The sequence below is a fragment of the Candidatus Bathyanammoxibius amoris genome (assembly GCA_024451685.1).
Classification (GTDB): Bacteria; Planctomycetota; Brocadiia; order Brocadiales; family Bathyanammoxibiaceae; genus Bathyanammoxibius; species Bathyanammoxibius amoris.
In genome coordinates, this window is sequence record JAMXCW010000014.1 from 19022 (window position 1) to 40166 (window position 21145).

A 21145-nucleotide genomic window follows, 5' to 3' on the forward strand; every position below is an offset into this window, starting at 1 on the left:
CATTACCTCTCGTCTCTCTCTATAACGCTCAGCTGATAATACTTAATCTCGGACAGGACTTCGGCACTGCCCAGGAACTCCATAGACACCTGGTCCGCGTCACCGGGCTGAAGAAGGGAAGGCGAAAAAGAGACGGCGGTCAGGAGAAATCTCTTAGAATCAAATAAAGCGATACTTATTGCCGCCCGCGCTTCCTCCCTGCCGATATTCTTTATCTTCAATTCTACCTTTACGTCCCCTGTACGAAAAAATCTTAGACTGTCCACCGCAAAAGTACCGCCATAGCTACCTTCCTGGGCCGTTAAACCAAAATCCCTCCAACCCGTGGACATATCGGCACAGGCCGTCTCTGTAACGGGGGACATGACAAGAAACAAAAAGAACACCGTGAGCCGCGCTATTACTAAATGTGTGTTCATAGTCTTTCCCTTTGCCCGGCCTCATCCGGCAGCAAAGTTTCTTATAAGGGTCAATCCGTTGGTCTGGCTCTTCTCGGGATGAAACTGTGTCGCAAAGACGTTGTCCTTCTGTATGGCGGAAGCAAACTCCCCGCCGTATTCAGTAACGGCGGCTACCACGTCCGGGTCATCCGGACAGACATAGTAGGAGTGCACAAAGTACATGTAGGAGTCCCGGGGAATTCCCCGGGTCAACGGGGAGTCTGTCTTGAATGAAACCTGGTTCCATCCCATATGGGGTATCTTGAGATGGTCTTCGCGAAACCTGACCACCCTGCCGGGAATCACGCCCAGTCCCTCGCAAGGGCCGTCTTCCTCACTCTCAGTAAAGAGGATTTGAAGGCCCATACATATCCCAAGATAGGGCCTTCCCTCCCTGATATGCCTCAAGACAGGGTCAATCAGGCCCCTGTCTCTCAGCCCTTGCATGGTGTCCTTAAACGCCCCCACCCCGGGGAGCACCACCTTGTCAACCCCTTCCAGCTCCTCAGGTTTTTCCACCAGTACCGAATCAAAACCGACCTTCTCAACCGCCTTCTGTACACTCCTGAGGTTGCCCATGCCATAATCAATGATGGCTATCATACGGCATCCTCAGCGTCCCCCGGCCAACACAACAATACCTACCCTTCTGTTCTTCTTCCTGCCGGCGGCTGTTTTGTTGCTGGCAACGGGGTGATATTGTCCGAAGCCCGCAAGGTAAACGTTCTCCGGGTTTATATGGCCCTTGCTTATGAGGTATCGGAGTACGGATGCGGCACGGGCTGCTGAGAGTTCCCAGTTAGAGTTAAACTTCTTCTTTAATTTCTTTATTGGCTGGTTGTCCGTATAGCCTTCCACTCTCACCATTGCGTTGGGAAAGTTGCTTCTGATTACCTTCGTTATCTTGGAGAGGTGTTTTTTCGCCCCCTTCTTGAGCTCGTACCGACCCGGACCGAAAAGCATGACCGAGGGCAGTGAGACAATGAGATTCGTGCCCTCCGTCGTGACGCCGGCTCCCGTACCCTGCAACGCCGCCGCCAGCACATCTCTCGAGTTCTGCAACGCTGTTATTTCCGACTCGAGAACCGTATCCTTCTCTTGCATCTGCACCAGCAAATCATCGTTCTGCGTCTGAAGTTCCAGAATGGTCTGGTCACGCTGTGCCAGCCCCTGCTCAAGGCCCTTATTGCTGGCGCAGCCGCTGAAGGGCATGCCTGCAAGCACAACAATACAAGCGGTCAATAAAGCGGGCGATAAAAATTTAGTACGCATTCGTTTCTCCTTCTTACGGCCATCTAAGGCCATCTTCTAAAGGAAAGAACCAAAAGCACCCCTCACGACCATAAAAGAGAAAATATCTGTATACGAGAGTCCAGAAACCGCACAAACGGTTCCTGAAACCGAATAGACACCAGGGCGGCAAGAGACAAGAACGGCGCATAAGGTATCTTGTGGTCCCTTTTCAGGCCCCCACTTAAAAGGAGTGGGATATTCACCAGAAGGGCGAAAAACGGGGCAAGAAAGAACGTTATCACGGCCAGTTTCCAACCCAGTACGCCCCCTACCATAGCCATCAACTTGACGTCGCCCATGCCCATGGCCTCTTTCCTGAAAACTATTTCCCCAAACACAAGGAAAAACAGGATAAGCCCGCCCCCTGCCAGCATACCATACAACGACGACAGCAGCGCATCAAGCCTCTGGCCCTCCAGAACGTCAACACCCCTGTAATAACCGTGCTGCTGGTGCAGGACGGGGAAGAGAAGACTGTAAACCGGGCCGAAGATTATGCCGGAGTAGGTAATCTCGTTCGGGATTATGTACGACTCCAGGTCGACAAAACTCGATACCAGAAGGGCGCTGCCCAGCACGCAGTAGGCTATATAGACAGGAAGCGGTTGGCCGGCCAAACAGACCGACGTATAGAAGAACACCCCAAACATCAGCCCTGTCAGGGCCTCTATCGCCGGATAACGCAGGCTTATATCACCCCCGCAGGACCGGCATTTGCCCTTTAACAACAAAAAGTAGCTGACGAGCGGGATATTATCGTACCACTCTATGGGGCTGCCACAAAGGGTACAGTGAGAACCCGGTGAGATAACAGATTCGTTCCTCGGCAGGCGGAAGATGCAGACGTTCAAAAAACTCCCGACGATTAATCCGAGGATTACGGCAGCTAGTATGAGGCCTAAGGTACCAGTCTCCAAACCCAGTCAGTTCCTCTGAACCACGGGAAATACCAGTGGTTTATAAAAGCCGCTTCGCGTTAGCATAAGCGACGCACGAGAAAAAGCTTACACCCCTCAGCACCTAGGCGCCACATATACTAACAAAAGAGTTCTGTGATTTCAAGATGTTACTTAAACAAATCCGTCTTAGAGGAAGAATCGGGACCAACCAGGGATTATGGCATGTTTTTGGGGAAGCATTCAAAACAGGGGGGGCGGGGCAGTTCTTGAACCGTACGCCTTCAGCAAACCTCTCCGCCCTATGCTTTTGATCCAGGCAGCTCAGGTGTGGTCTGGAGTTTAGTCCCACATGGCGCCACAGCTTAGTATTGACAAAGCAAAACGGCTCACCTAAAATGCCTTCACCGATAAGGCACCGTCATTCTGTACGTTAACAAACATGATAAAAGACACACACGTAATCCTGGGTTGTGGGCCAGCCGGTATAGACATTGCCCGGAAGCTCTGTGAAGATGGCAATAAGGTCGTGGTGTACGAAAACGACCCGGATATTCTGGATCGGCTAAGAAAGCTAAATCTGGGCATAGAAACAGTCCCGGCAACCCCCACACAGTCACTGTCGTCCAACCACCTTGAACATGCTACGGCCATCGCCATCCTGGGAAAAAACCATGATAAAAACCTCAAGACCCTCAAAAAAGTGAAAGACAAGTACCCGGATAAGGACGTGCTAACGGTAGCGAGCGACCCGGACGAGACCAGTATAATGGCACGGAATGGCGCAAACCATGTGGTCGAGGGGGGAGTGGCCCTGACAAAAATGGTATTGAGAGAACTCAGTATTGCCACGCAAAGACGGGCAACGACGTCACTGACCAGCATCATAAAGGGCGCAGCCGACAGGGGGCTCGCCATATTTTTACAAGATAACCCCGACCCCGACGCAATAGCATCGGGGGTCGCCCTGAAACGCATAGCCGAAAGCTATGAAATAGACAGTACTATATACTATGGAGGAAACATCGGCCATCAACAAAACAAGGCCCTCGTAAACCTGACGGACACGGAGCTGACCCAGGTCTTATCGCCCGAAGAGGCGAAGGAAATAATGTCCAAACATGAGAAAGTAGCCCTGATCGAGGCCTCCACCCCGTCCAAGAACAACATCCTGCCGGAAGGCACGATCCCGGATATCATAATAGACCACCATCAAACAGACCTAGACGCGGTCAAGGGCAATTTTGTAGACATCGAGACCAAGCTCGGCGCCAACTCCACCATAATGACCCGATACATCAAACTCTTCAACATAAAGCCGGACCCGCGGCTCGCCACCGTCCTGTTGTACGGGATAAAGGCCGATACCAACGGCTTCACGCGCAACACCACGTCCGAAGACATGGAGGCCGTTGCGTTCCTCTCGCCACTCATTGACCACAACCTCTTAAAAGAGATCGAAAGCCCTCCAATGAGTTCTGAGACCCTGGACATAATAGGCCGGGCCATTCGCAATAGAGAGATTCGAGGCTCTTACCTGGCCTCTTTTGTCGAATTTATAACCGACAGAGACGCTTTGCCCCAGGCCGCCGAGGTGATGCTGCAACTCGAAGGTGTGAACACGGTGCTGGTCGCCGGCATATGTGACGACAGGGTGCACATATCTTCACGAAGCCGCGACCCGAGGGTAAACCTGGGACTTCTAATGCAAAAGGCCTTTGGGAAAAACGCCGGCGGGCACTCGACTATGGCTGCGGGCAGTATCGAACTGGGCATCTTCGGCATGACGAGCGACAAAAAGGCCCTGCTTAAGGTAACCTCCGACGCCATAAAAAAGAGATTCTTCTCCGTGGTGGGCGCAGAATTTGAACGGGAAGAATTGGGAGAAGAAAGGGATTACGGCTACAGCTGATAAACGGCTCTCCCATCCCGCCCTATAGACTGAACTGCATGTTACTGCAATATCTTCCGTTACAAAGACAGTCTCGGGGAAACCACCTGTGAACAAAACCGCGGACAACGTTGCCAACCACATTAACAACAAAGAAGAGCTGTTCGTTGTGTTCAGTCTTGACGTTGACCCCGACTATAACAGGGCTGTCAGGGGTAGAATCGACGCACTCTCCTACCCTCCGGAAAAGGGCCTGGTCAAGATAGATGCCGCACACAGGGGATTGGTCGAGACCCTCCAACTGCTTGAATACCTGGGCGACATACCCGCAAGCCTCTTCTTTGAGGCCAGAACGGCCCGACTGCTCGCGGAAAAAGGGCCCGAAGACCTAAAGTCACTTACCGCCTGTCACGAGATTGGATGCCACTCTCTCAGGCACGAGGACTTCCTGGGGATCACCTCCGGCATCCCCATATCCAGGTCCCAGGCCCAAGAAATAATCTCCGAGTCAATGGACATACTTAACGGCATCTTTCAGAGAAAGATAACCGGTTTCAGGGCACCTTACCTGAGGATAAACCGTGAACTCCTCTCCTTACTCGGCGAGATGGGGTTCAGGTACGACTCCTCTCTCATCAATGACTGTATCAGACCATTCTATATGAAACCGGTCTCCCTGTGGGAGTTAACCGTGGCCTCGCTGAGGGCGGACTCAGGCAGAAGAATAACCTCATACCTCCACCCTGTCTTTACGGGCAAGGTGGACACTGAGGAATATATCTGGGCCGTGGGCACACTGGCCCGGAGGGTAAAGGGCGGACTGTTTATACTCGCATTTCATCCGTGGGAATTGTTTGCCGGCCACTCAGGTGAAGCGCTTAGCGCTGAGGATTCGAGACAGAGGATAAACAGGCTCTCAGACGTGCTGAAGGGGCTTAAGGCCAGGCCGGGGCTAAGATTCGTACATCCGGGACAGTACCTCGACATGCATGGTGAACACTTCTCAGGGTATCCAAAGATACATGAAGTCCGGGCTTAGAGCCCTGCCAAAACCGGCCAGCTGCAAGCCGATAAAACCTGTCGCCTCAGGGGCCCCTTCACCCAACGAATAGATATTGTTTTTGTAAGTACCGGGCCTCTTGTACACGATGACCCTGGCCTCCTCAATCCCCGCCTCCTTCTTGGCCAGTTCTATCGCGTCTTCAAGATAACCTATCTCGTCAACAAGCCCGAGGTCAAGGGCCTGCTGCGCGTCAAAAACCCTGCCGTCGGTCAGGTCTTTGTGGCCCTTCAAATCCGCTTCAGGTCTGGATTCTTCTACCACGGTGACAAAGCGCTGGTACAGACTGTCTATAATGCCCTGAAGCAGCTTTTTCTCCTCCGGGCTAAGGGGGTGGAAGGGTAGTGTCGAGTCCTTCTTGTCACCAGACATTATCACCTCGTCCTGTACCCCTATTTTCTCCATTAAACCTTCCAGATTGACCTTCAAAAGTATAACGCCTATACTGCCCGTGATGCCGGTGGGCAGTATCACTATCTTGTCTGCTGCAGTCGCCGCGTAGTATCCGCCTGACGTGCCCAGGCCCATAATGCACGCCACGACCTTTACCCCCTTTTTCTCCCTGAACTGCTTTACCTCATGATATATAATGTCGCTTGCGGTAACGGTGCCGCCGGGGCTGTTAATTTTCAAGACCAACGCCTTTACCTTATCGTCTTCCTTGGCCTTCTCAAGTTCCTCTTTTATGCGGGCGACCATACTGGGCCTGTCACTGAGCCTCAGGGGCCCCTGCTTCTTCTTGTCGGAGATGAGACCGCTGATGTCCACCACCAGGACCTTGTCCTCCCCTTTTCCTGATATTACCTTTTCCTCCAGCGGCTTCACACGGCCGATTACCGGGACGTTTACCGCGCAACCGCAAAGGATACTTGCTGCAACTGTGAATAGAATAAACCTGCTGGCCTTTAACATAATACCGCGCATCCTCCAGAAATAATAGCTCTACGGGGCCAAACCCCACGAGGCTCAAGCACCCGCGCCCCGAATTTATCCATGTGCCTTAAAACAGGGGGCCTCTAAGGCGTCTATTTTTATATCCCCACCAGGGAATAAATTCAATCCCTATTTCAGCTGCACCAGCACTAAAGATTTATGCATTCCGGCAATAATCAGGCCTCTACACCGGGAAGTGATGACGGGCTTTGCCCTTGACAGCTAAAGTAATGCTCTGCTAATATGCGCATAATATCCACATCCATGCGAACGGGGCTGTACGCACTTTAACGGTCTCATTTACGCCTCTTGTGTTATCTTAAGGATTAAGACACATGCTTAGATTCGACGAACGTATGCAGTGCCTGGTGGAGGACGACTACGCCTTCGAGCTCCAGGACGTAAGTGGGCCAAATCTCTATAGAGAGATGTTCTCCTACGGACACGTCCCAAAGATACCCTTCAACTACCGGCTAAACCCCATGGAGCCGCCGGAAGAGATATGGATAACGGATACTACCTTCCGCGACGGCCAGCAGTCACGCCCCCCCTTCACGGTAAAACAGATAGTGGACCTCTACGACATGCTGCACCAGCTGGGAGGGGACGGGGGTCTGATAAGGCAATGCGAGTTCTTCCTCTACACCGATAAGGACAAAGAAGCGGTAACAAAATGCCTTGAGAAGGGTTACAGATACCCGGAGGTCACCGGCTGGATAAGGGCAAACAAACAAGACTTTAAGTTGGTAAAAGATATGGGTCTGAAGGAGACGGGCATACTGACCTCCGCCTCGGACTATCATATATTCTTGAAGCTGGGCAAGAGCCGGAGGCAGGCCCTGGATGATTACCTGGACATTGTTCGTGCCGCCGTAGAGGAAGGCATAATCCCCCGCTGCCACTTCGAGGACATCACAAGGGCCGATTTCTACGGCTTTGTAGCGCCATTTGCAAAGGAGCTTATGAAGCTCTCCGTGGAGAGTAATATCCCCATCAAGATCAGGGCCTGCGACACTATGGGTTACGGGGTAGGCCACCCTGGGGCAATGCTCCCAAGGAGCGTGCCCGGTATTATATATGGTTTAAACCACTTTGCGAAGGTGCCCTCCGGGCGCCTGGAGTGGCACGGCCACAACGACTTCCATCGTGCGGTATCCAACGCCACCGACGCCTGGCTGTACGGATGCAGCAGCGCCAACGGCACACTCCTGGGAATCGGGGAACGCACAGGCAACACGCCGATTGAGGCATTGGTGATTGAATACATGATGCTAAGAGGCAATGATGCCATTGACACCACCATAATCACCGACATAGCAGACTATTTCCGCAAGGAATTAGGGCATGTGATACCGCCCAACCAGCCCCTTATAGGCGATAACTTTAACGTGACCCTGGCAGGGATACACGCCGACGGGCTCCTGAAAAACGAAGAGATATATAACATCTTTGACACACGAAAACTCCTCAAGAGACCACCCGGTGTGGCTGTCAACGACAAGTCTGGTACAGCCGGCGTCTTGCACTGGATAAAGACAAACCTCAAACCCGAAAACAGTAAATTGACGAAGACCCATCCCGGAATAATAAAAATACACGAATGGATAACGGCGCAATACGTCAAGGGACGGGTTACGACATTGTCTAACCAAGAAATGCTTGACCAGGCAAAAAAGCACCTGCCGGAACTCTTCCAAAAATAAGCAAAAGCAGGCCAGCCTTGAAGCTGCATGAATACCAGGCAAAAGACCTACTGAGGAACTATGTAACCAATGTGTCCACGGGAAAAGTAGCTTTCTCTGCCGAGGAGGCGGAAAAGGCCTTTCGCGAGCTGAAATCCACCCGGGCCGTACTAAAGGCACAAATCCTGGCAGGCGGCAGAGGCAGGGCAGGCGGCATCAAAAAGGTAAACACTCCGGAGGAAGCCCGAACCTCCGCAGAGAAACTCCTTGGCTCCAGACTTGTTACCGCCCAGACCACACCTGAAGGGGAAAAGGTACAGGCCGTATTAGTACAGGAAGTCCTCGATATAAAGAAGGAGTTGTACGTCTCGTTATTACTGGACAGGCGCCGGGCCACCCTAATCCTGATGGGGTGTTCAGAGGGGGGCGTGGAAATAGAAGACGTGGCCAGGCGTTCCCCGGAGAAAATCTTCCGCGAATCCTTTGACATATTGTTCGGCCTGCACCCGTTTCAGGCCCGAAGGATGGCGTCCGCCCTCGGGTTATCCGGCCAGTTGACAGGGGAGGCTGCCAGCCTGTTCAAGAATCTCTCACGCGCCTTTATAGAAAAAGACTTATCCCTCCTGGAGATTAACCCTCTTGCCGTCTGCAGCGATGGGTCACTTTCCATTATTGACGCCAAGGCAGACCTGGACGATAACGCCGGCTTTCGTCATCCGGAACTCTTCAAAGACAAACCGTCCGGTGAGGAATCCCTGGAGGCCAGGGCGTCTGCCTATGGCTTGAGTTATGTAGGGTTGGAAGGTGACATAGGCTGCCTGGTCAACGGTGCGGGTCTTGCAATGGCGACCATGGACATAATAAGACACTACGGGGGCCGGCCTGCCAACTTCCTCGATATCGGTGGTGACGCCGCGGCGGAGAAGGTAACTCAGGCCTTTCGGATACTCTTTGAGGACGCCAGGCTGAAGGCCATCCTGGTAAATATATTTGGTGGCATCGTAAAATGTGATATGATAGCGGAGTCTATCATATCTGCGCTAAAAGACGTGAAGCCGGGGGTCCCCCTGGTGGTAAGGCTCGAGGGCACCAACGCCCACATCGCAAGGAAGATGCTGGCGGAGTCGGGGCTCGAGATGCTGTTCACGGAAAGTATGGAAGAGGCTGCCAAAAGGGTCTTGGAAGCTACAGAGCGAAATACCAGTTGAAGCGTGTGGAGGATACATCCATGAGAAAATACGTACTGAACAAGATAGGTGTTATATCAGTCTTTACTGCACTGAGCCTGTTTCTTGTCGAAGACTGCAGGGCTGAAATATATGACTACGAGAGGATGTCGAGCGCCATCGTAAACATGTTGAACGCGGCCACTGACTTTATTGCAGACAACTTCGAGGTAATAAACACCCACAATGCGCATGTCGGGATGCCGACACCCAGAGGCGAACTAGAAAGCTACAAGGGGATCAACCCCGAGGGTTTTGCCACTATGGTGGGGAAAATATTCACGAAGCAGACTGGAATAACCATAAAATTCACCTCGTTTGGAAAAGACAAAAGCGGCCCGCGGAACCCCGCCAATAAACCGGACAAGTGGGAGAAAAAACAGCTCAAGAAATTTGTCAAGATAAGATACCCGAAAGGGGTAGGCTATGGCGAGGTGGAGCAGGTCGGAGACAAAGAATTATATAAGATGGTCTACCGCTACATTTACCCCCAATACGTAGAAGCACGATGCCTCAAGTGTCACGGCAATCCCAGAAGAAGCCCCACGGGCGACGGCAAGGACGCGACGGGCTTCCCGATGGAGAACTACAAAGAAGGAGAGCTGATCGGCGCCATAAGCCTTACATTCCCCATCAAATAATCACGGTAGACTTCTCAAGTGAAGGGAGAACCTGAATGAGACCCTTGCAGAAAACTGCAATTCTGATACTGATATGCGGCCTGACAATCTTCCCCGCCGGAGTCGGCTTCTCACAGATTTACGACTTCGAGAAGATGTCCAGAAACATTATCCAGTTGATGGCCATCGCGGGCTTTTTCATCGCGGACAACCTTGACGTCATCAACATGCATGACGCAAAGCTCGGCCAGCCTTTACCCGAAGGCAAGCCTTACAGCCATAAAGGTATTGACCCGGTCACCTTCGCCAAAACCATTACCAGGGACTTCACCACAAGGACGGGGATTGAGGTCCGGTTCGTCTCGGAAGGAAAAGGCGAATACGGCCCCAGGAACCCGGCAGACCTGCCGGACCAGTGGGAACTGGCCCAGATAAACAGGTTCCAGGAGCTTGACCTGCCCCAGGGTGCAGGTTTTGGAGAATTCCTCAAGGTGGGAGAGAGACCGAAAAGGGTCATTTATCGCTACTTCTATCCCCTCTATATAACCGAACGCTGTCTCAAGTGCCACGGCGACCCGGCAAACAGCCCCACAAAAGACGGAAAAGACATAACTAATTACTACATGGAAAACTATAAACCCGGGGAGTTAAGAGGCGGCATAAGCCTAATCTTCCCCGTCCAGTAAAACCCCGTACCGTGATATTAGCAAGCCATGAAACAAAGGTGTTGTGTCAGGGGATGACCGGTGCGGCGGGGACCTTTCATACCCGGCTCATACTTGAGTACGGCACCAGGCTGGTTGCGGGTTGCAGCCCCGGTAAGGGAGGGACCTCACACCTCGGACTGCCGGTATATGACTACGTCCTTGACGCCGTCAGAGATACGGGCGCGGAGGCCTCTATAATCTTCGTACCGGCGCCTTTTGCCCCTGATGCCATCATAGAGGCGGCGGACGCGGGGATAAAACTCATCGTCTGCATCACAGAGGGTATACCCGTACTCGATATGATAAAGGTAAAAAAATATCTGGCACAAACGGGCAGCCGGCTCATAGGGCCAAATTGCCCGGGCGTCATCGTCCCCGGCGAAATGAAGATAGGCATCATGCCCGGCTACATACATAAACCGGGTAATGTCGGCGTTATCTCCAGGAGCGGCACACTCACCTATGAGGCCGTCTGGCAACTTACGAAACTTGGCATCGGGCAGTCAACCTGTGTAGGCATAGGCGGAGACCCCATACCGGGCAGCAGCTTTGTTGACATCCTGCGTCTGTTCCTGGACGACGACGACACCTGTGCCGTAGTACTCATTGGAGAAATAGGCGGCGGGGCCGAAGAGGACGCGGCCGAATTCATAAAAAACTCCTTCAATAAACCAGTCGTCAGCTACATCGCGGGACAAAACGTACCGAAGGGCAAGCGCATGGGACACGCAGGCGCCATAATAGACCACGGCTCGGGCACGTGCGAAACAAAAACCCGGGCGCTGAAACAGGCCGGTGTCACGGTAGTCGAAAACCCCGCCGAGATTGGGGCTAAAGTAGATATGGTCCTGAAAGAAGCCGGACTGATAAAGACGCAAACAAACTGATATAATAAAAACCTCTGTAAAATATAAAAAATGCCGCGGAAAAAGGGCCAGGTCGCTATAAATCACAAGTACTGTAAGCGGTGTAATATCTGTCCGCAGTTCTGTCCAACCAGTAACCTGGAGATAGTAAAGGACAAGCTTACCTCCTACGACAGGTGTATCGCCTGCTTTAACTGTGAGAGATACTGTCCTGATTTAGCCATTGAGGTGGTAAAGATATACAATGTCAAAACTCCTTCTACAAGGTAACCAGGCCATCGTCGCCGCCGCCGAGAGGGCCGGGCTGGGGTTCTTTGCGGGATACCCCATCACTCCCGCCTCAGAAATCCTGCTTGACCTTGTCGGCAGAAAGCACATAAAGGTCCTCCAGATGGAGGATGAGATAGCCTCGATAAACGCGATAATAGGCGCCTCGCTGGCCGGACTGAAGGTAATGACTGCTACCAGCGGCCCCGGCTTCTCACTCATGCAGGAAAGCATCGGACTCGCGCACATGATGGAGGTGCCCCTGGTAATCGTCAACGTGCAGAGGGTGGGGCCCAGCACGGGCATGCCAACCTTCCCCGCCCAGGGAGACATCATGCAATCAAGGTTCGGCAGCCACGGAGATTACTGCCCGATAGTCTTTTATCCCAACTCCGTAGAAGAACTCTACCGCCATACGTTCAGCGCATTCAACGCCGCGGAAAAGTCCTCAAGCCCTGTAATACTCCTCAGCGACAGCTTCATAAGCCACCTCTACGAGACTGTAGAGTTAAAAAAACATCCTACTGTCAAAAGGTCAAAACTGCCCCTCGGTCTGGGAAAACGCCACTTTACCGGCCTCACGCATAGAGACACCGCAAGGCCCGTAACCTCCGACCCCGAGGTACACCGGGCACTGCTCCAACGTTTTACAAAAAAATGCAACAGCGTGGCGGAGGGGTACAACTTCTACGAATACATCGAAAACGACACCGCCGACACCCTGTTGGTATCATACGGCGCGCTCTCCAGGGCCGCATACAGATTCAGGGACAGATACGCCCTGTTCCGCCCGATTAGAATGTTTCCACTGATTAAAGACCTCGCGGCAATAGCCGACCGGTACGAAAAAATAATCATACTGGAAATGAACCTCGGCCAGTACCGCAACCAGATAGAAAGCGTCATACACCGGCACGTAGAACTCGTCTCCATAACCGGCGGGAGGATAGATATGGAAGAGATACAGGCCAAACTCGACGCTCTAAAGAGAAAGAGGAGGAAACCTCTTTCAGCAACAGGCTAAAAGGACAGCGTTTATGAAAGACACAACGCATTTTCAGCGATTTTTGAAAGACAAGAACCTCCCCACACCGTGGTGCCCCGGCTGCGGCAACGGCCTGATCCTTAAATCCACGTGTGATGCTTTCGACGAGCTTAATTTTGACATGAAGAAAACGGTTGTGGTCTCAGGTATAGGCTGTGCGGGGAGGAGCGCAGGGTTCTTTAACCTCGACACCGTCCATACCGCGCACGGCAGGGCCATACCCATGGCCGAAGGCATAAAAACAGCTGACGAAAAACTCAACGTGGTAGTGCTAAGCGGTGACGGAGACCTCCTTGGCATAGGCGGCAACCACCTGATTCACGCCTCCAGAAGGAACACGCCGATAACTATAATCTGCTTCTCCAACGAAATATACGGAATGACCGGGGGACAGGTCTCCCCCACTTCAAAACTCGGCGCCAAGACGATAACAACTCCCGACGGCTCACGCGACACACCCATCAACATCCAGGCAATCATCAAGGCACACAACTGCTTTTACGCCCGGACCAGCACGTTCCACTTAAAACACCTCAAGAAGAGCATCGTCGCGGCCCTCAGGCACCCGGGGTTCACCTTCGTAGACGTTATCTGCCAGTGCATCGTCAACAACGGCCGGCGCATCGGCTTCAAAGACGGCTACGAAATGCTCATGTACTATAAAGACGCATACAAGATAAAAGATAACACCCGATTTCTGGAAGAAAACGAAATAGGCATTACAAAATGACTTTCCGCATAAAAACCATGACGGTCCCGGACATACCGGAGGTGCAAAAGCTCTTCAATGAGACGATAACGAAGCTGTGCGCGAACCGCCCCCCGGAGGAAAGGCGGCACCTCAAAGAAGACAACAGTCCGAAACGGATAAAAGAAAGGTTAAAGGACAAAAACAGCGTGTATCTCGTGGCCAGGAAGGACAAAAAGGCGATAGGCTACGTATTCGGCTGGAACCTGGACGGTGTGGGCCACATCCACTGGTTCTACGTTACCAAGGGCACAAAGGGGATGGGTTATGAACGTAAACTCCAGGAAAAGGCACTCTCAGAATTCAAGAAAATGCGGTGCTACGAAAGCAGGGTTTTCGTATACCCTGAAGACCGTGAAACGTGCGACCTCCTGGAGAGTCTGGGCTTTCTAGAAAAGGCAAGCCTGGAAGAAGAATTCCTTGGTGTAGGTCTGGTACTTTTCGTTAAACAACTGGCCAAACTGCCAAAGGCCGTCCAAAAAAAGCTCATACTTGCCGGGGAAGCGGGCCAGGGCATAAAACTGATGGCCCACGCCCTGGCCAACATACTTGCAAAGCTCGGCAAAGAGGTCTCCGTAAACCTAGTCTACGACGCCGCCGTCAGGGGTGGAGACATTACCGCCGAACTCGTTTTTTCAGACGAACGAATAGACGTCCCGTTCTTCAACAAGGCGGACATATGCCTGCGGCTCTCCAAACCGGTACGCAGAAAATTTAACGCTGATAAGCAAATCATAGACATGTCTATCGCTGAAGACCTGGAATACGTGGGCGCAAAAGACGTGCGCCCGTTCAAGCAGGATGCAATCGAAAAATTCGGCAGCCCTATATTTATCAACATGATTGCCCTGGGCAGGGTTCTGAACTACATCGGCATACCTATAGACCAGGTAGACTTCCGCACAAGCCTGCCGGCCCGCTTCCTGGAAGAAAACGTACGCGCCATAAAATACGGCTACACATATCAGGACTAGCCATGCGCCAGATAGACTCAAGAACCATTACCCGGGCCATAGAAAAAGGCTTTATGGAGATTACACATCTGCCGGGGGATGACCTCATCGCCGCCCTTGAAAGGGCCTGCCGGGAAGAAGAATCCCCAACGGGCAAAGAGGTCCTGGCGGAACTGCTTGAGAACGCGAAGATAGGCAGAGAAGAACATACACCCATATGCCAGGACACCGGCAACAGCGTCGTCTTTGTGGAGGTAGGGCAGGACGTGCACATAACGGGAGAAACGCCCTTTGAAGCCGTTAAACGCGGCGTAAGTGAAGGATACACAAAAGGATACCTCCGGGCATCCATAGTCGCCGACCCCATAGGGCGCAAGAACACCGGGGATAACACACCGCCTTTCGTTCACACGGAGATTGTGCCCGGAGACAGGATAAAAATCACCATGATGGCCAAGGGTTCGGGGTGCGAGAACATGAGCCGCTTCAAGATGTTGACCCCTGCCGGGGGCAGGCAGGGGGTGGTGGACTTTGTGGTCGAAACGGTGCTAAGGGGTGGCGGTAAACCCTGCCCGCCGCTCATCGTGGGAGTCGGCATAGGCGGCACCTTCGACCTGACCACCAGTATCGCAAAAAAATCCCTCTTCCGCCCCCTGGGCGAACACCACCCGGAGCCTCACATAAGAGAGCTGGAAGAAGAACTTTTGGACAAAATAAATAGTCTGGGCCTCGGCCCCCAGGGCTGGGGAGGGCGCGCAACCGCCCTCGCGGTGCACGTTGAGACACACCCCTGCCACATCGCAAGCCTCCCCGTGGCAGTGAATATCGAGTGCCACTCGCACAGGGTCAGGACCGTGACATTGTAAATGAAAAGCCGGCACATTTATGAAAAAAGACAAATATGCCGGGACAGGGCCTGTCTCACACCAGAGGCAGACCAATTATTTTTTGGGTATTTTTACAGGGGTCTCTATCTATGAAACGACCAAAAAATCTTAAGACCAAAATATCTTTAGACAGCGGAAACCCGGAGGAGACGAAGCAGGTTATCTCGCTCCTCGGATTTCTCGACGGACAGACCACCAACCCCACGCTCGTCTCAGAAAACCCTCAGGTAAAGGCACGGCTTGAACGTGGCGAAAAATTTGCCAGAGAAGAATTACTTGGCTTTTACCACAAGATTATTAAAGAAATCTCCGCACTAATTCCACCGGACGGTCATCTATCCATAGAGGTCTACGCAGACCATTCCACAACCGCCGACGAGATGCTCCGGCAGGGTAGAGAGATGCACTCCTGGAACCTCAACGCGCATGTCAAATACCCCGCGACTAAAGAGGGGCTTGTCGCGGCTCAGCAGTCGGTAAAGGAAGGTATTCGCGCCAACCTCACAATCTGCTTCTCTCAGGAGCAGGCAGCCGCGGCGTACGCGGCAACACCAGGCGCAGCAAAAGGACAGGTGGTCGTCTCCCCGTACGTAGGCCGCCTTGAGGACCATGGTCAGAACGGAATGGACCTGATCAAAAATATTATTGATATGTATAAAAGCAGCGACGGGCATGTCGGGGTTCTTGTCGCAAGCGTAAGACACGTTGCCCACATGCTTTACGCCATGCAACTTGGGGCTGACATCATTACGGCGCACCCAAAGGTGTTAAAAGAGTGGGGTGAAAAGGGCATGCCCACGCCCGACAATAACTACCGCTATGATTCCGGAGATTTGGAGGCCATTCCATATAAAGACCTTGACCTTTCAAAAGACTGGGAAGAATTTGACATCACACACGAACTAACAGATGAGGGCGTAAAGAAATTCTCACAGGACTGGAACCACCTTATTAAATAGACCATCCCTTAAATTTTACGTACAGAAAAAGCTTTTTAAGACCGTATTTATTAATATAATAAGGGTTCTGCAAAAGTCCACAAATACTGTATGTCATTCTGAGCCCTGGCGCAGGGTCGTGCCATAGGCAGATTCGCCTACGGCGTGACTTGTTGTCCTGCGCCGGGACAGGTCGAGAAGACCTGCCCTACCCACCTTGATACTGGATTGAGGTAAAGATGGCTAACGAAGTTATACAGATAAAAACGCCGCTGGACGAGGCAACGGTTCTCGGTCTGAAGGCCGGTCGGAGGGTACTCATCACCGGGACGCTCTACACCGCCCGGGACGCGGCCCACGAACGCATAACGGAACTCATTAGAGAAAGCAAACCCCTGCCCTTCGACCTCAAGGGACAGATAATTTACTACGTCGGCCCCTCCCCCGCCAAACCGGGACAGGTCGTAGGCTCCGCCGGCCCCACCACAAGTTCCAGGATGGACACTTACATGGAAACGCTTTACAAACTGGGCCTCAAGGGCACTATCGGCAAGGGGAACAGGTCACAGGAAGTGATAGACTTGATCAAGAGATATAAGGCCGTCCATTTCTCAAATATCGGCGGCGCGGGCGCGCTCATCGCAAAAACCATAAAAAAGTGTGAGACCATAGCTTTTGAGGACCTTGGTACGGAGGCCATCCACCGCATGGAGGTAGAAGACTTTTCCTGCATCGTGGCCTACGATTCAGAGGGAAACGACGTATATAAAGAAGCAGTCAAGAAATACGGAAGATAAGATCCTATGGTGAAAAACGACAAGAGAAAACTCCTGTACATAGTACTTGACGGTATGCCCGACGGCCCTCACACCGTGAAGGAACTGGGTAATAAGACCCCCCTCGAGGCAGCCGACACGCCGAATCTGGACCTGCTCGCCCAAAAGGGGCAAACGGGGTTGATGCACCCGGTAAGGAAGGGCCTCGCCCCTGAGTCCGACGTGGCGGTGATAAGCATCCTGGGTTATAACCCCTTCCTCTACTACACGGGCAGGGGGCCTCTGGAAGCATTTGCGGCGGGGCTGAAAATCAAACCCGGCCAACTCGCCCTCAGGGTCAACTTTGCCACAAAAGGCTCTGGAAGGGATATACTGGACCGCCGGGTGGGCAGAAACCTCTCTACCGAGGAGGCTACCGCACTGTGCGGGGAAATAAATTCCAGGCTTAAACTCGAATCCGTACCGGCCACGTTCCAGCTAAGAAACACCATCGGCCACAGGGCCGCGCTGGTCATACGGTCAAAGGGACATGAACTCTCGGGTGAGATAACCAACACAGACCCCGCCTACGGCAGGGAGGGCATTTTAGGTGTCGCGCTGGAGGAGGGCTCTTACCGCAATGTGGTCCAGCTGGCCAGGCCGTTGAACAAATGTAAAGACATTAAGGCCGCCGCCCTCGCGGCCCTGCTCGTAAACGAGTTTACCGTCAAGAGCAGTGAGATACTGAGAGCGTCTCCAGTCAATAAAAAACGTAACCGCCGCAGGCGTCATCCGGCCAACCTGCTCCTCCTCAGAGACGCGGGCAACCGTCTACCTGTGCTGCCGAGTATAAAAAAGGTCTTCGGCAAGAACTTCGCGTGTCTCGCGGACATGCCTATAGAGAGTGGCATAGCGCTCTTAACCGGGATGAGCGTGGTAAAACTTCCACCGCCGACCTCCAATCCGAAAAAGGACTATTCGCTGCGGGTGAAAGAAAGCCTTGCGGCGCTGCGTAAATACGACGGTGTCTACGTACACATAAAAGGGCCCGATATACCGGGCCATGACGGCCACTGTAAAAAGAAGAAGGACGCTATCGAGGCCATAGACAGGTACTATCTCGGGCCCATACTGAAAGGCATAGACCTTGAAAACACCGTGGTCGCCGTAACCTCAGACCACTCAACACCCTGCCGGACCAAGTCGCACTCACACGACGCCGTGCCCCTGGTAATCTGCGGCGGTCCCGTCAAACCCGACCGTACCACGGTTTTCTCCGAAAAGTCCTGCGCCAGGGGACAGATGGGGGAGATTAACGGGACCCAACTCATGCCCATATTAATAGGCTACTGTCACTAGCCCTTTGAATGAGCACACGGTTTTTCCCCTTGTACAGGCAGGCCGTCCCTGATACCATATCTCCCGTATGGTTAGCTTCGCGGGTAGAGATATCATCTCCTTCAGGGATTTCACCAAGGAGGAGATACTCTTTATCTTAAGTCTTTCCAAAGAGATGGAGACAGAAGCCCGCCCCGACCTGCTCAAGGGCAAGGTGCTGGCCACGCTGTTTTTTGAACCTTCCACACGCACCCGGATGAGCTTCGAGTCGGCCATGAAGCTTTTGGGCGGAGAGGTCATCAGTTTTGCGGAGCCGGGGGCCACATCGGTCGTCAAGGGTGAATCCTTAAGGGACACGGTCAAGATTGTCGCAGGGTACGCGAGCGCAATCGTCATAAGACACTTCCTGGACGGTGCGGCAAGGGTGGTGGCGGACACGGTGGACATACCCGTCATTAACGCGGGGGACGGCGCAAACCAGCATCCCACACAAACGTTCCTCGACCTCTACACCATACACAAGACCACGGGCGCGCTGGACGGCCTTACCATAGGATTCATAGGCGACCTGAAGTACGGCCGTACCGTGCACTCACTCGCATATGCGCTGGCCCACTTTAATTCATCCATGTACTTCATATCGCCGCCAAGCCTGCGAATGCCCCCGGACATGCTGAAGGAACTGGACAACAGAGGTGTCCGGTTTTGGGAGGTCACCTCTCTTGAGGAGGCAAGCAGCAAACTCGACGCCCTTTACTGCACACGCATACAGAAGGAACGCTTCGCCGACCCCATTGAGTTCGGGAAGGTCAAGGACACCTACCACCTGAGCAAGGCCTCGCTGGACAGGTTAAACATAAAGGAGTCTCTGAAGATCCTGCACCCCCTTCCCCGCGTGGAGGAGATGGACGAGAGCCTTGACGACACCCCGTACGCCGTGTACTTCCAGCAGGCGCACAGCGGAGTACCCGTCAGGGAGGCGATACTCGCCTCGGTACTGGGGGCAAAGGAGTAGCCATATGACAGTCAAACAGCTCCAGGTCTCGGCCATAAAAAACGGGACGGTCATAGACCACATAGAAAGCAAAAACACCTTTAAGGTCGCAAACATACTTAACATTGAAAACGAGACACAGGTCGTCCTCATAGGGATGAACCTCAGCAGCCACAACCTGGGCAGAAAGGGCATAGTAAAAATCGAAGGGAAAAACCTCACCCAGGAAGAGGCCAACAAGATAGCCCTCATTGCCCCGGACGCCACGCTGAACATCATAAAAAACTACGAGGCCGTAGATAAGAAGAAGGTCAGCCTGGAGGACGAGCTCCGGGGTATAGTAAAATGTTTCAACCCCAACTGCGTGAGCAACCACGAACGGATTCAGACCCATTTCCACGTAGAGAGAAAAGACCCGCCCTGCCTCCGCTGCCACCACTGCGAACGCACAATGGAGGGGAAGGACATAGAACTGCTGTAAACTACTGCGGGAACCGCTGCTTGTTTAAAACGGCGCATCAAGTCATACCCTGCAAAGACTAAGCCCTTCTGTCATTCTGAGCGTAAGCGAAGAATCTAGTACCTTTAAGATTCTTCGGTCGCTTTACTCCCTCAGAATGACAATTTTGTGAAACTTTTCACTAGCCTCCTGACGCACCCCGCTGCAAAATATTTTTGTCTTTCCCAAAGATGGAATAGGTTATAAAATGATGTTTTTCTTCAGGCACTAATATATCTCGCCGAAGACACGAACTGATGTCCCCTTTTTTATTCAAGATAGCAGGAGGTTTTATTGCACTCCATATTTACCGTGGACTGTCACGTGCATACGCACCGGTCGGCATGTGCCGACCCTGTTGACATAGAAGACTACCTGGGCCGGGCACGCGGGCTCGGCGTCGAGTGTTTCGCCATCACGGACCACAGCAACGACATATACTTCGACGGTGAGGACCGGCAGTGTCTCAAGTGGAAGCTGGAACCCCCTGAGTTCCACGATGTGATAAAAAAACGCTCCGGCCGGATGGACGAATACATATCGCACGTCGGGCAATACAGGGACATGGGCGTGCGTGTCGGCATAGAGCTGGAACAGATGCCGCTGAGTGGGGACTTCATATTCGACTGGGGGTACAGGAAGGAGTTCGACGTGGTAATAGGCTCCGTGCACAGCGTGCCCTCCGTAAGCCGGGACGGCGCAATGGATGCAGACGCCGTAAGGGAGGAATTCCTTTCGCTCACTATGAAGGCCCTGGAGCAGGACATTGACATACTGGCGCATCCCACAAGGAGCCTCCATAACGCCGGTATCGCCGTGCCGGGGAGCTACTACGAGGCCATCATAGACAAGGCCGTCTCCAGGGGAATCCCACTGGAGATAAATTCCCATTCGCTGAACCCGGAACCGGAGTTTGTAAAAAAATGCGTCGAGAAGGGCGCAAGACTCGCCTTTTGCACGGACAGCCACTCGCTCAGTGAATTCGGGGATTTCTCCTTTCATAAAAAACTCCTGAAAGAGGCGGGCATAAACGATGAAACCGCCAGGAAACACTGCTTTACGCCGCTTCAGGATTTTCTCAGGAGAGAAGAAAGGGTAACAAGATAG

At 52.8% G+C, this 21145-nt stretch carries 23 protein-coding genes; 18 read left to right on the forward strand and 5 right to left on the reverse strand.

Going from position 1 to position 21145, the window contains the following annotated elements:
• Positions 1–2 precede the first annotated feature (2 nt).
• From NOU37_07990 to NOU37_08005, 4 genes are all read right to left on the reverse strand, one after another.
• A complete protein-coding gene (locus tag NOU37_07990; GenBank protein MCQ4575169.1) occupies positions 3–419 on the reverse strand; it encodes a hypothetical protein in 417 nt (138 codons plus the stop codon).
• Between the two features lie 21 nt (positions 420–440).
• Positions 441–1043, reverse strand: a complete 603-nt coding sequence (hisH, locus tag NOU37_07995) for an imidazole glycerol phosphate synthase subunit HisH (protein MCQ4575170.1) — start codon at positions 1041–1043, stop codon at positions 441–443.
• 9 nt (positions 1044–1052) lie between these two features.
• On the reverse strand, positions 1053–1712 hold the full coding sequence (locus NOU37_08000) for an OmpA family protein (GenBank protein MCQ4575171.1): 660 nt from the start codon (positions 1710–1712) through the stop codon (positions 1053–1055).
• A gap of 62 nt (positions 1713–1774) precedes the next feature.
• On the reverse strand, positions 1775–2650 hold the full coding sequence (locus NOU37_08005; protein ID MCQ4575172.1) for a prepilin peptidase: 876 nt from the start codon (positions 2648–2650) through the stop codon (positions 1775–1777).
• Positions 2651–3071: 421 nt separating this feature from the next.
• On the opposite strand from NOU37_08005, the gene NOU37_08010 reads away from it, so the two are divergent.
• The gene (locus NOU37_08010) at positions 3072–4541 is read left to right on the forward strand and encodes a DHH family phosphoesterase (protein ID MCQ4575173.1); all 1470 of its coding nucleotides are present in this window, start codon (positions 3072–3074) and stop codon (positions 4539–4541) included.
• Between the two features lie 88 nt (positions 4542–4629).
• Positions 4630–5559 carry a polysaccharide deacetylase family protein gene (locus NOU37_08015; GenBank protein ID MCQ4575174.1) on the forward strand — a complete coding sequence of 310 codons (930 nt, stop codon included), beginning with the start codon at positions 4630–4632 and terminating at the stop codon, positions 5557–5559.
• Here the strand turns inward: NOU37_08015 and sppA are convergent.
• Positions 5524–6492 (reverse strand): signal peptide peptidase SppA, encoded by a 969-nt coding sequence (gene sppA, locus NOU37_08020; GenBank protein MCQ4575175.1) that lies wholly within the window; start codon positions 6490–6492, stop codon positions 5524–5526. The genes NOU37_08015 and sppA overlap by 36 nt on opposite strands.
• A 356-nt stretch (positions 6493–6848) precedes the next feature.
• Here sppA and NOU37_08025 point away from each other — a divergent pair, with 356 nt between their 5' ends.
• From NOU37_08025 to NOU37_08100, 16 genes are all read left to right on the forward strand, one after another.
• A complete protein-coding gene (locus tag NOU37_08025) occupies positions 6849–8216 on the forward strand; it encodes a 2-isopropylmalate synthase (GenBank protein MCQ4575176.1) in 1368 nt (455 codons plus the stop codon).
• A 17-nt stretch (positions 8217–8233) separates the two neighbouring features.
• Positions 8234–9403, forward strand: a complete 1170-nt coding sequence (gene sucC, locus NOU37_08030) for an ADP-forming succinate--CoA ligase subunit beta (protein MCQ4575177.1) — start codon at positions 8234–8236, stop codon at positions 9401–9403.
• A 20-nt stretch (positions 9404–9423) separates the two neighbouring features.
• Positions 9424–10062, forward strand: coding sequence for a DUF3365 domain-containing protein (locus NOU37_08035; GenBank protein ID MCQ4575178.1), 639 nt, complete (start codon positions 9424–9426; stop codon positions 10060–10062).
• Between the two features lie 35 nt (positions 10063–10097).
• The gene (locus NOU37_08040; GenBank protein ID MCQ4575179.1) at positions 10098–10727 is read left to right on the forward strand and encodes a DUF3365 domain-containing protein; all 630 of its coding nucleotides are present in this window, start codon (positions 10098–10100) and stop codon (positions 10725–10727) included.
• Between the two features lie 11 nt (positions 10728–10738).
• Positions 10739–11635 carry a succinate--CoA ligase subunit alpha gene (gene sucD / locus NOU37_08045; protein ID MCQ4575180.1) on the forward strand — a complete coding sequence of 299 codons (897 nt, stop codon included), beginning with the start codon at positions 10739–10741 and terminating at the stop codon, positions 11633–11635.
• A gap of 30 nt (positions 11636–11665) precedes the next feature.
• Positions 11666–11884, forward strand: coding sequence for a 4Fe-4S dicluster domain-containing protein (locus tag NOU37_08050; GenBank protein MCQ4575181.1), 219 nt, complete (start codon positions 11666–11668; stop codon positions 11882–11884).
• A complete protein-coding gene (locus NOU37_08055; GenBank protein MCQ4575182.1) occupies positions 11859–12905 on the forward strand; it encodes a thiamine pyrophosphate-binding protein in 1047 nt (348 codons plus the stop codon). Before NOU37_08050 ends, NOU37_08055 begins: the two co-directional genes overlap by 26 nt.
• Positions 12906–12918: 13 nt before the next feature.
• Positions 12919–13656 (forward strand): thiamine pyrophosphate-dependent enzyme, encoded by a 738-nt coding sequence (locus NOU37_08060; GenBank protein MCQ4575183.1) that lies wholly within the window; start codon positions 12919–12921, stop codon positions 13654–13656.
• Positions 13653–14648, forward strand: coding sequence for a GNAT family N-acetyltransferase (locus NOU37_08065; GenBank protein ID MCQ4575184.1), 996 nt, complete (start codon positions 13653–13655; stop codon positions 14646–14648). The genes NOU37_08060 and NOU37_08065 overlap by 4 nt, the downstream gene beginning before the upstream one ends.
• Before the next feature lie 2 nt (positions 14649–14650).
• Positions 14651–15493, forward strand: coding sequence for a fumarate hydratase (locus tag NOU37_08070; protein ID MCQ4575185.1), 843 nt, complete (start codon positions 14651–14653; stop codon positions 15491–15493).
• Positions 15494–15603: 110 nt separating this feature from the next.
• Positions 15604–16473, forward strand: a complete 870-nt coding sequence (locus NOU37_08075) for a hypothetical protein (GenBank protein MCQ4575186.1) — start codon at positions 15604–15606, stop codon at positions 16471–16473.
• A gap of 218 nt (positions 16474–16691) precedes the next feature.
• Entirely contained in the window at positions 16692–17249 is a 558-nt protein-coding gene (locus tag NOU37_08080) for a Fe-S-containing hydro-lyase (GenBank protein MCQ4575187.1), read from the forward strand.
• Positions 17250–17255: 6 nt separating this feature from the next.
• On the forward strand, positions 17256–18566 hold the full coding sequence (locus NOU37_08085; GenBank protein MCQ4575188.1) for an alkaline phosphatase family protein: 1311 nt from the start codon (positions 17256–17258) through the stop codon (positions 18564–18566).
• Positions 18567–18633: 67 nt separating this feature from the next.
• Complete coding sequence (pyrB, locus tag NOU37_08090; protein ID MCQ4575189.1) at positions 18634–19560, forward strand: aspartate carbamoyltransferase; 927 nt, start codon at positions 18634–18636, stop codon at positions 19558–19560.
• Between the two features lie 4 nt (positions 19561–19564).
• Positions 19565–20020 carry an aspartate carbamoyltransferase regulatory subunit gene (gene pyrI, locus NOU37_08095; protein ID MCQ4575190.1) on the forward strand — a complete coding sequence of 152 codons (456 nt, stop codon included), beginning with the start codon at positions 19565–19567 and terminating at the stop codon, positions 20018–20020.
• Positions 20021–20332: 312 nt separating this feature from the next.
• The gene (locus NOU37_08100) at positions 20333–21145 is read left to right on the forward strand and encodes a PHP domain-containing protein (GenBank protein ID MCQ4575191.1); all 813 of its coding nucleotides are present in this window, start codon (positions 20333–20335) and stop codon (positions 21143–21145) included.

Excerpts from the sequence above, each read along its gene's own strand:
- NOU37_07990 (MCQ4575169.1), bottom strand. The coding sequence starts at position 419 with ATGAACACACATTTAGTAATAGCGCGGCTCACGGTGTTCTTTTTGTTT.
- hisH (MCQ4575170.1), bottom strand. The coding sequence starts at position 1,043 with ATGATAGCCATCATTGATTATGGCATGGGCAACCTCAGGAGTGTACAG.
- NOU37_08000 (MCQ4575171.1), bottom strand. The coding sequence starts at position 1,712 with ATGCGTACTAAATTTTTATCGCCCGCTTTATTGACCGCTTGTATTGTT.
- NOU37_08010 (MCQ4575173.1), top strand. The coding sequence starts at position 3,072 with ATGATAAAAGACACACACGTAATCCTGGGTTGTGGGCCAGCCGGTATA.
- sppA (MCQ4575175.1), bottom strand. The coding sequence starts at position 6,492 with ATGTTAAAGGCCAGCAGGTTTATTCTATTCACAGTTGCAGCAAGTATC.
- NOU37_08025 (MCQ4575176.1), top strand. The coding sequence starts at position 6,849 with ATGCTTAGATTCGACGAACGTATGCAGTGCCTGGTGGAGGACGACTAC.
- NOU37_08035 (MCQ4575178.1), top strand. The coding sequence starts at position 9,424 with ATGAGAAAATACGTACTGAACAAGATAGGTGTTATATCAGTCTTTACT.
- NOU37_08040 (MCQ4575179.1), top strand. The coding sequence starts at position 10,098 with ATGAGACCCTTGCAGAAAACTGCAATTCTGATACTGATATGCGGCCTG.
- NOU37_08050 (MCQ4575181.1), top strand. The coding sequence starts at position 11,666 with ATGCCGCGGAAAAAGGGCCAGGTCGCTATAAATCACAAGTACTGTAAG.
- NOU37_08055 (MCQ4575182.1), top strand. The coding sequence starts at position 11,859 with ATGTCAAAACTCCTTCTACAAGGTAACCAGGCCATCGTCGCCGCCGCC.
- NOU37_08060 (MCQ4575183.1), top strand. The coding sequence starts at position 12,919 with ATGAAAGACACAACGCATTTTCAGCGATTTTTGAAAGACAAGAACCTC.
- NOU37_08065 (MCQ4575184.1), top strand. The coding sequence starts at position 13,653 with ATGACTTTCCGCATAAAAACCATGACGGTCCCGGACATACCGGAGGTG.
- NOU37_08070 (MCQ4575185.1), top strand. The coding sequence starts at position 14,651 with ATGCGCCAGATAGACTCAAGAACCATTACCCGGGCCATAGAAAAAGGC.
- NOU37_08075 (MCQ4575186.1), top strand. The coding sequence starts at position 15,604 with ATGAAACGACCAAAAAATCTTAAGACCAAAATATCTTTAGACAGCGGA.
- NOU37_08080 (MCQ4575187.1), top strand. The coding sequence starts at position 16,692 with ATGGCTAACGAAGTTATACAGATAAAAACGCCGCTGGACGAGGCAACG.
- NOU37_08085 (MCQ4575188.1), top strand. The coding sequence starts at position 17,256 with ATGGTGAAAAACGACAAGAGAAAACTCCTGTACATAGTACTTGACGGT.
- pyrB (MCQ4575189.1), top strand. The coding sequence starts at position 18,634 with ATGGTTAGCTTCGCGGGTAGAGATATCATCTCCTTCAGGGATTTCACC.
- pyrI (MCQ4575190.1), top strand. The coding sequence starts at position 19,565 with ATGACAGTCAAACAGCTCCAGGTCTCGGCCATAAAAAACGGGACGGTC.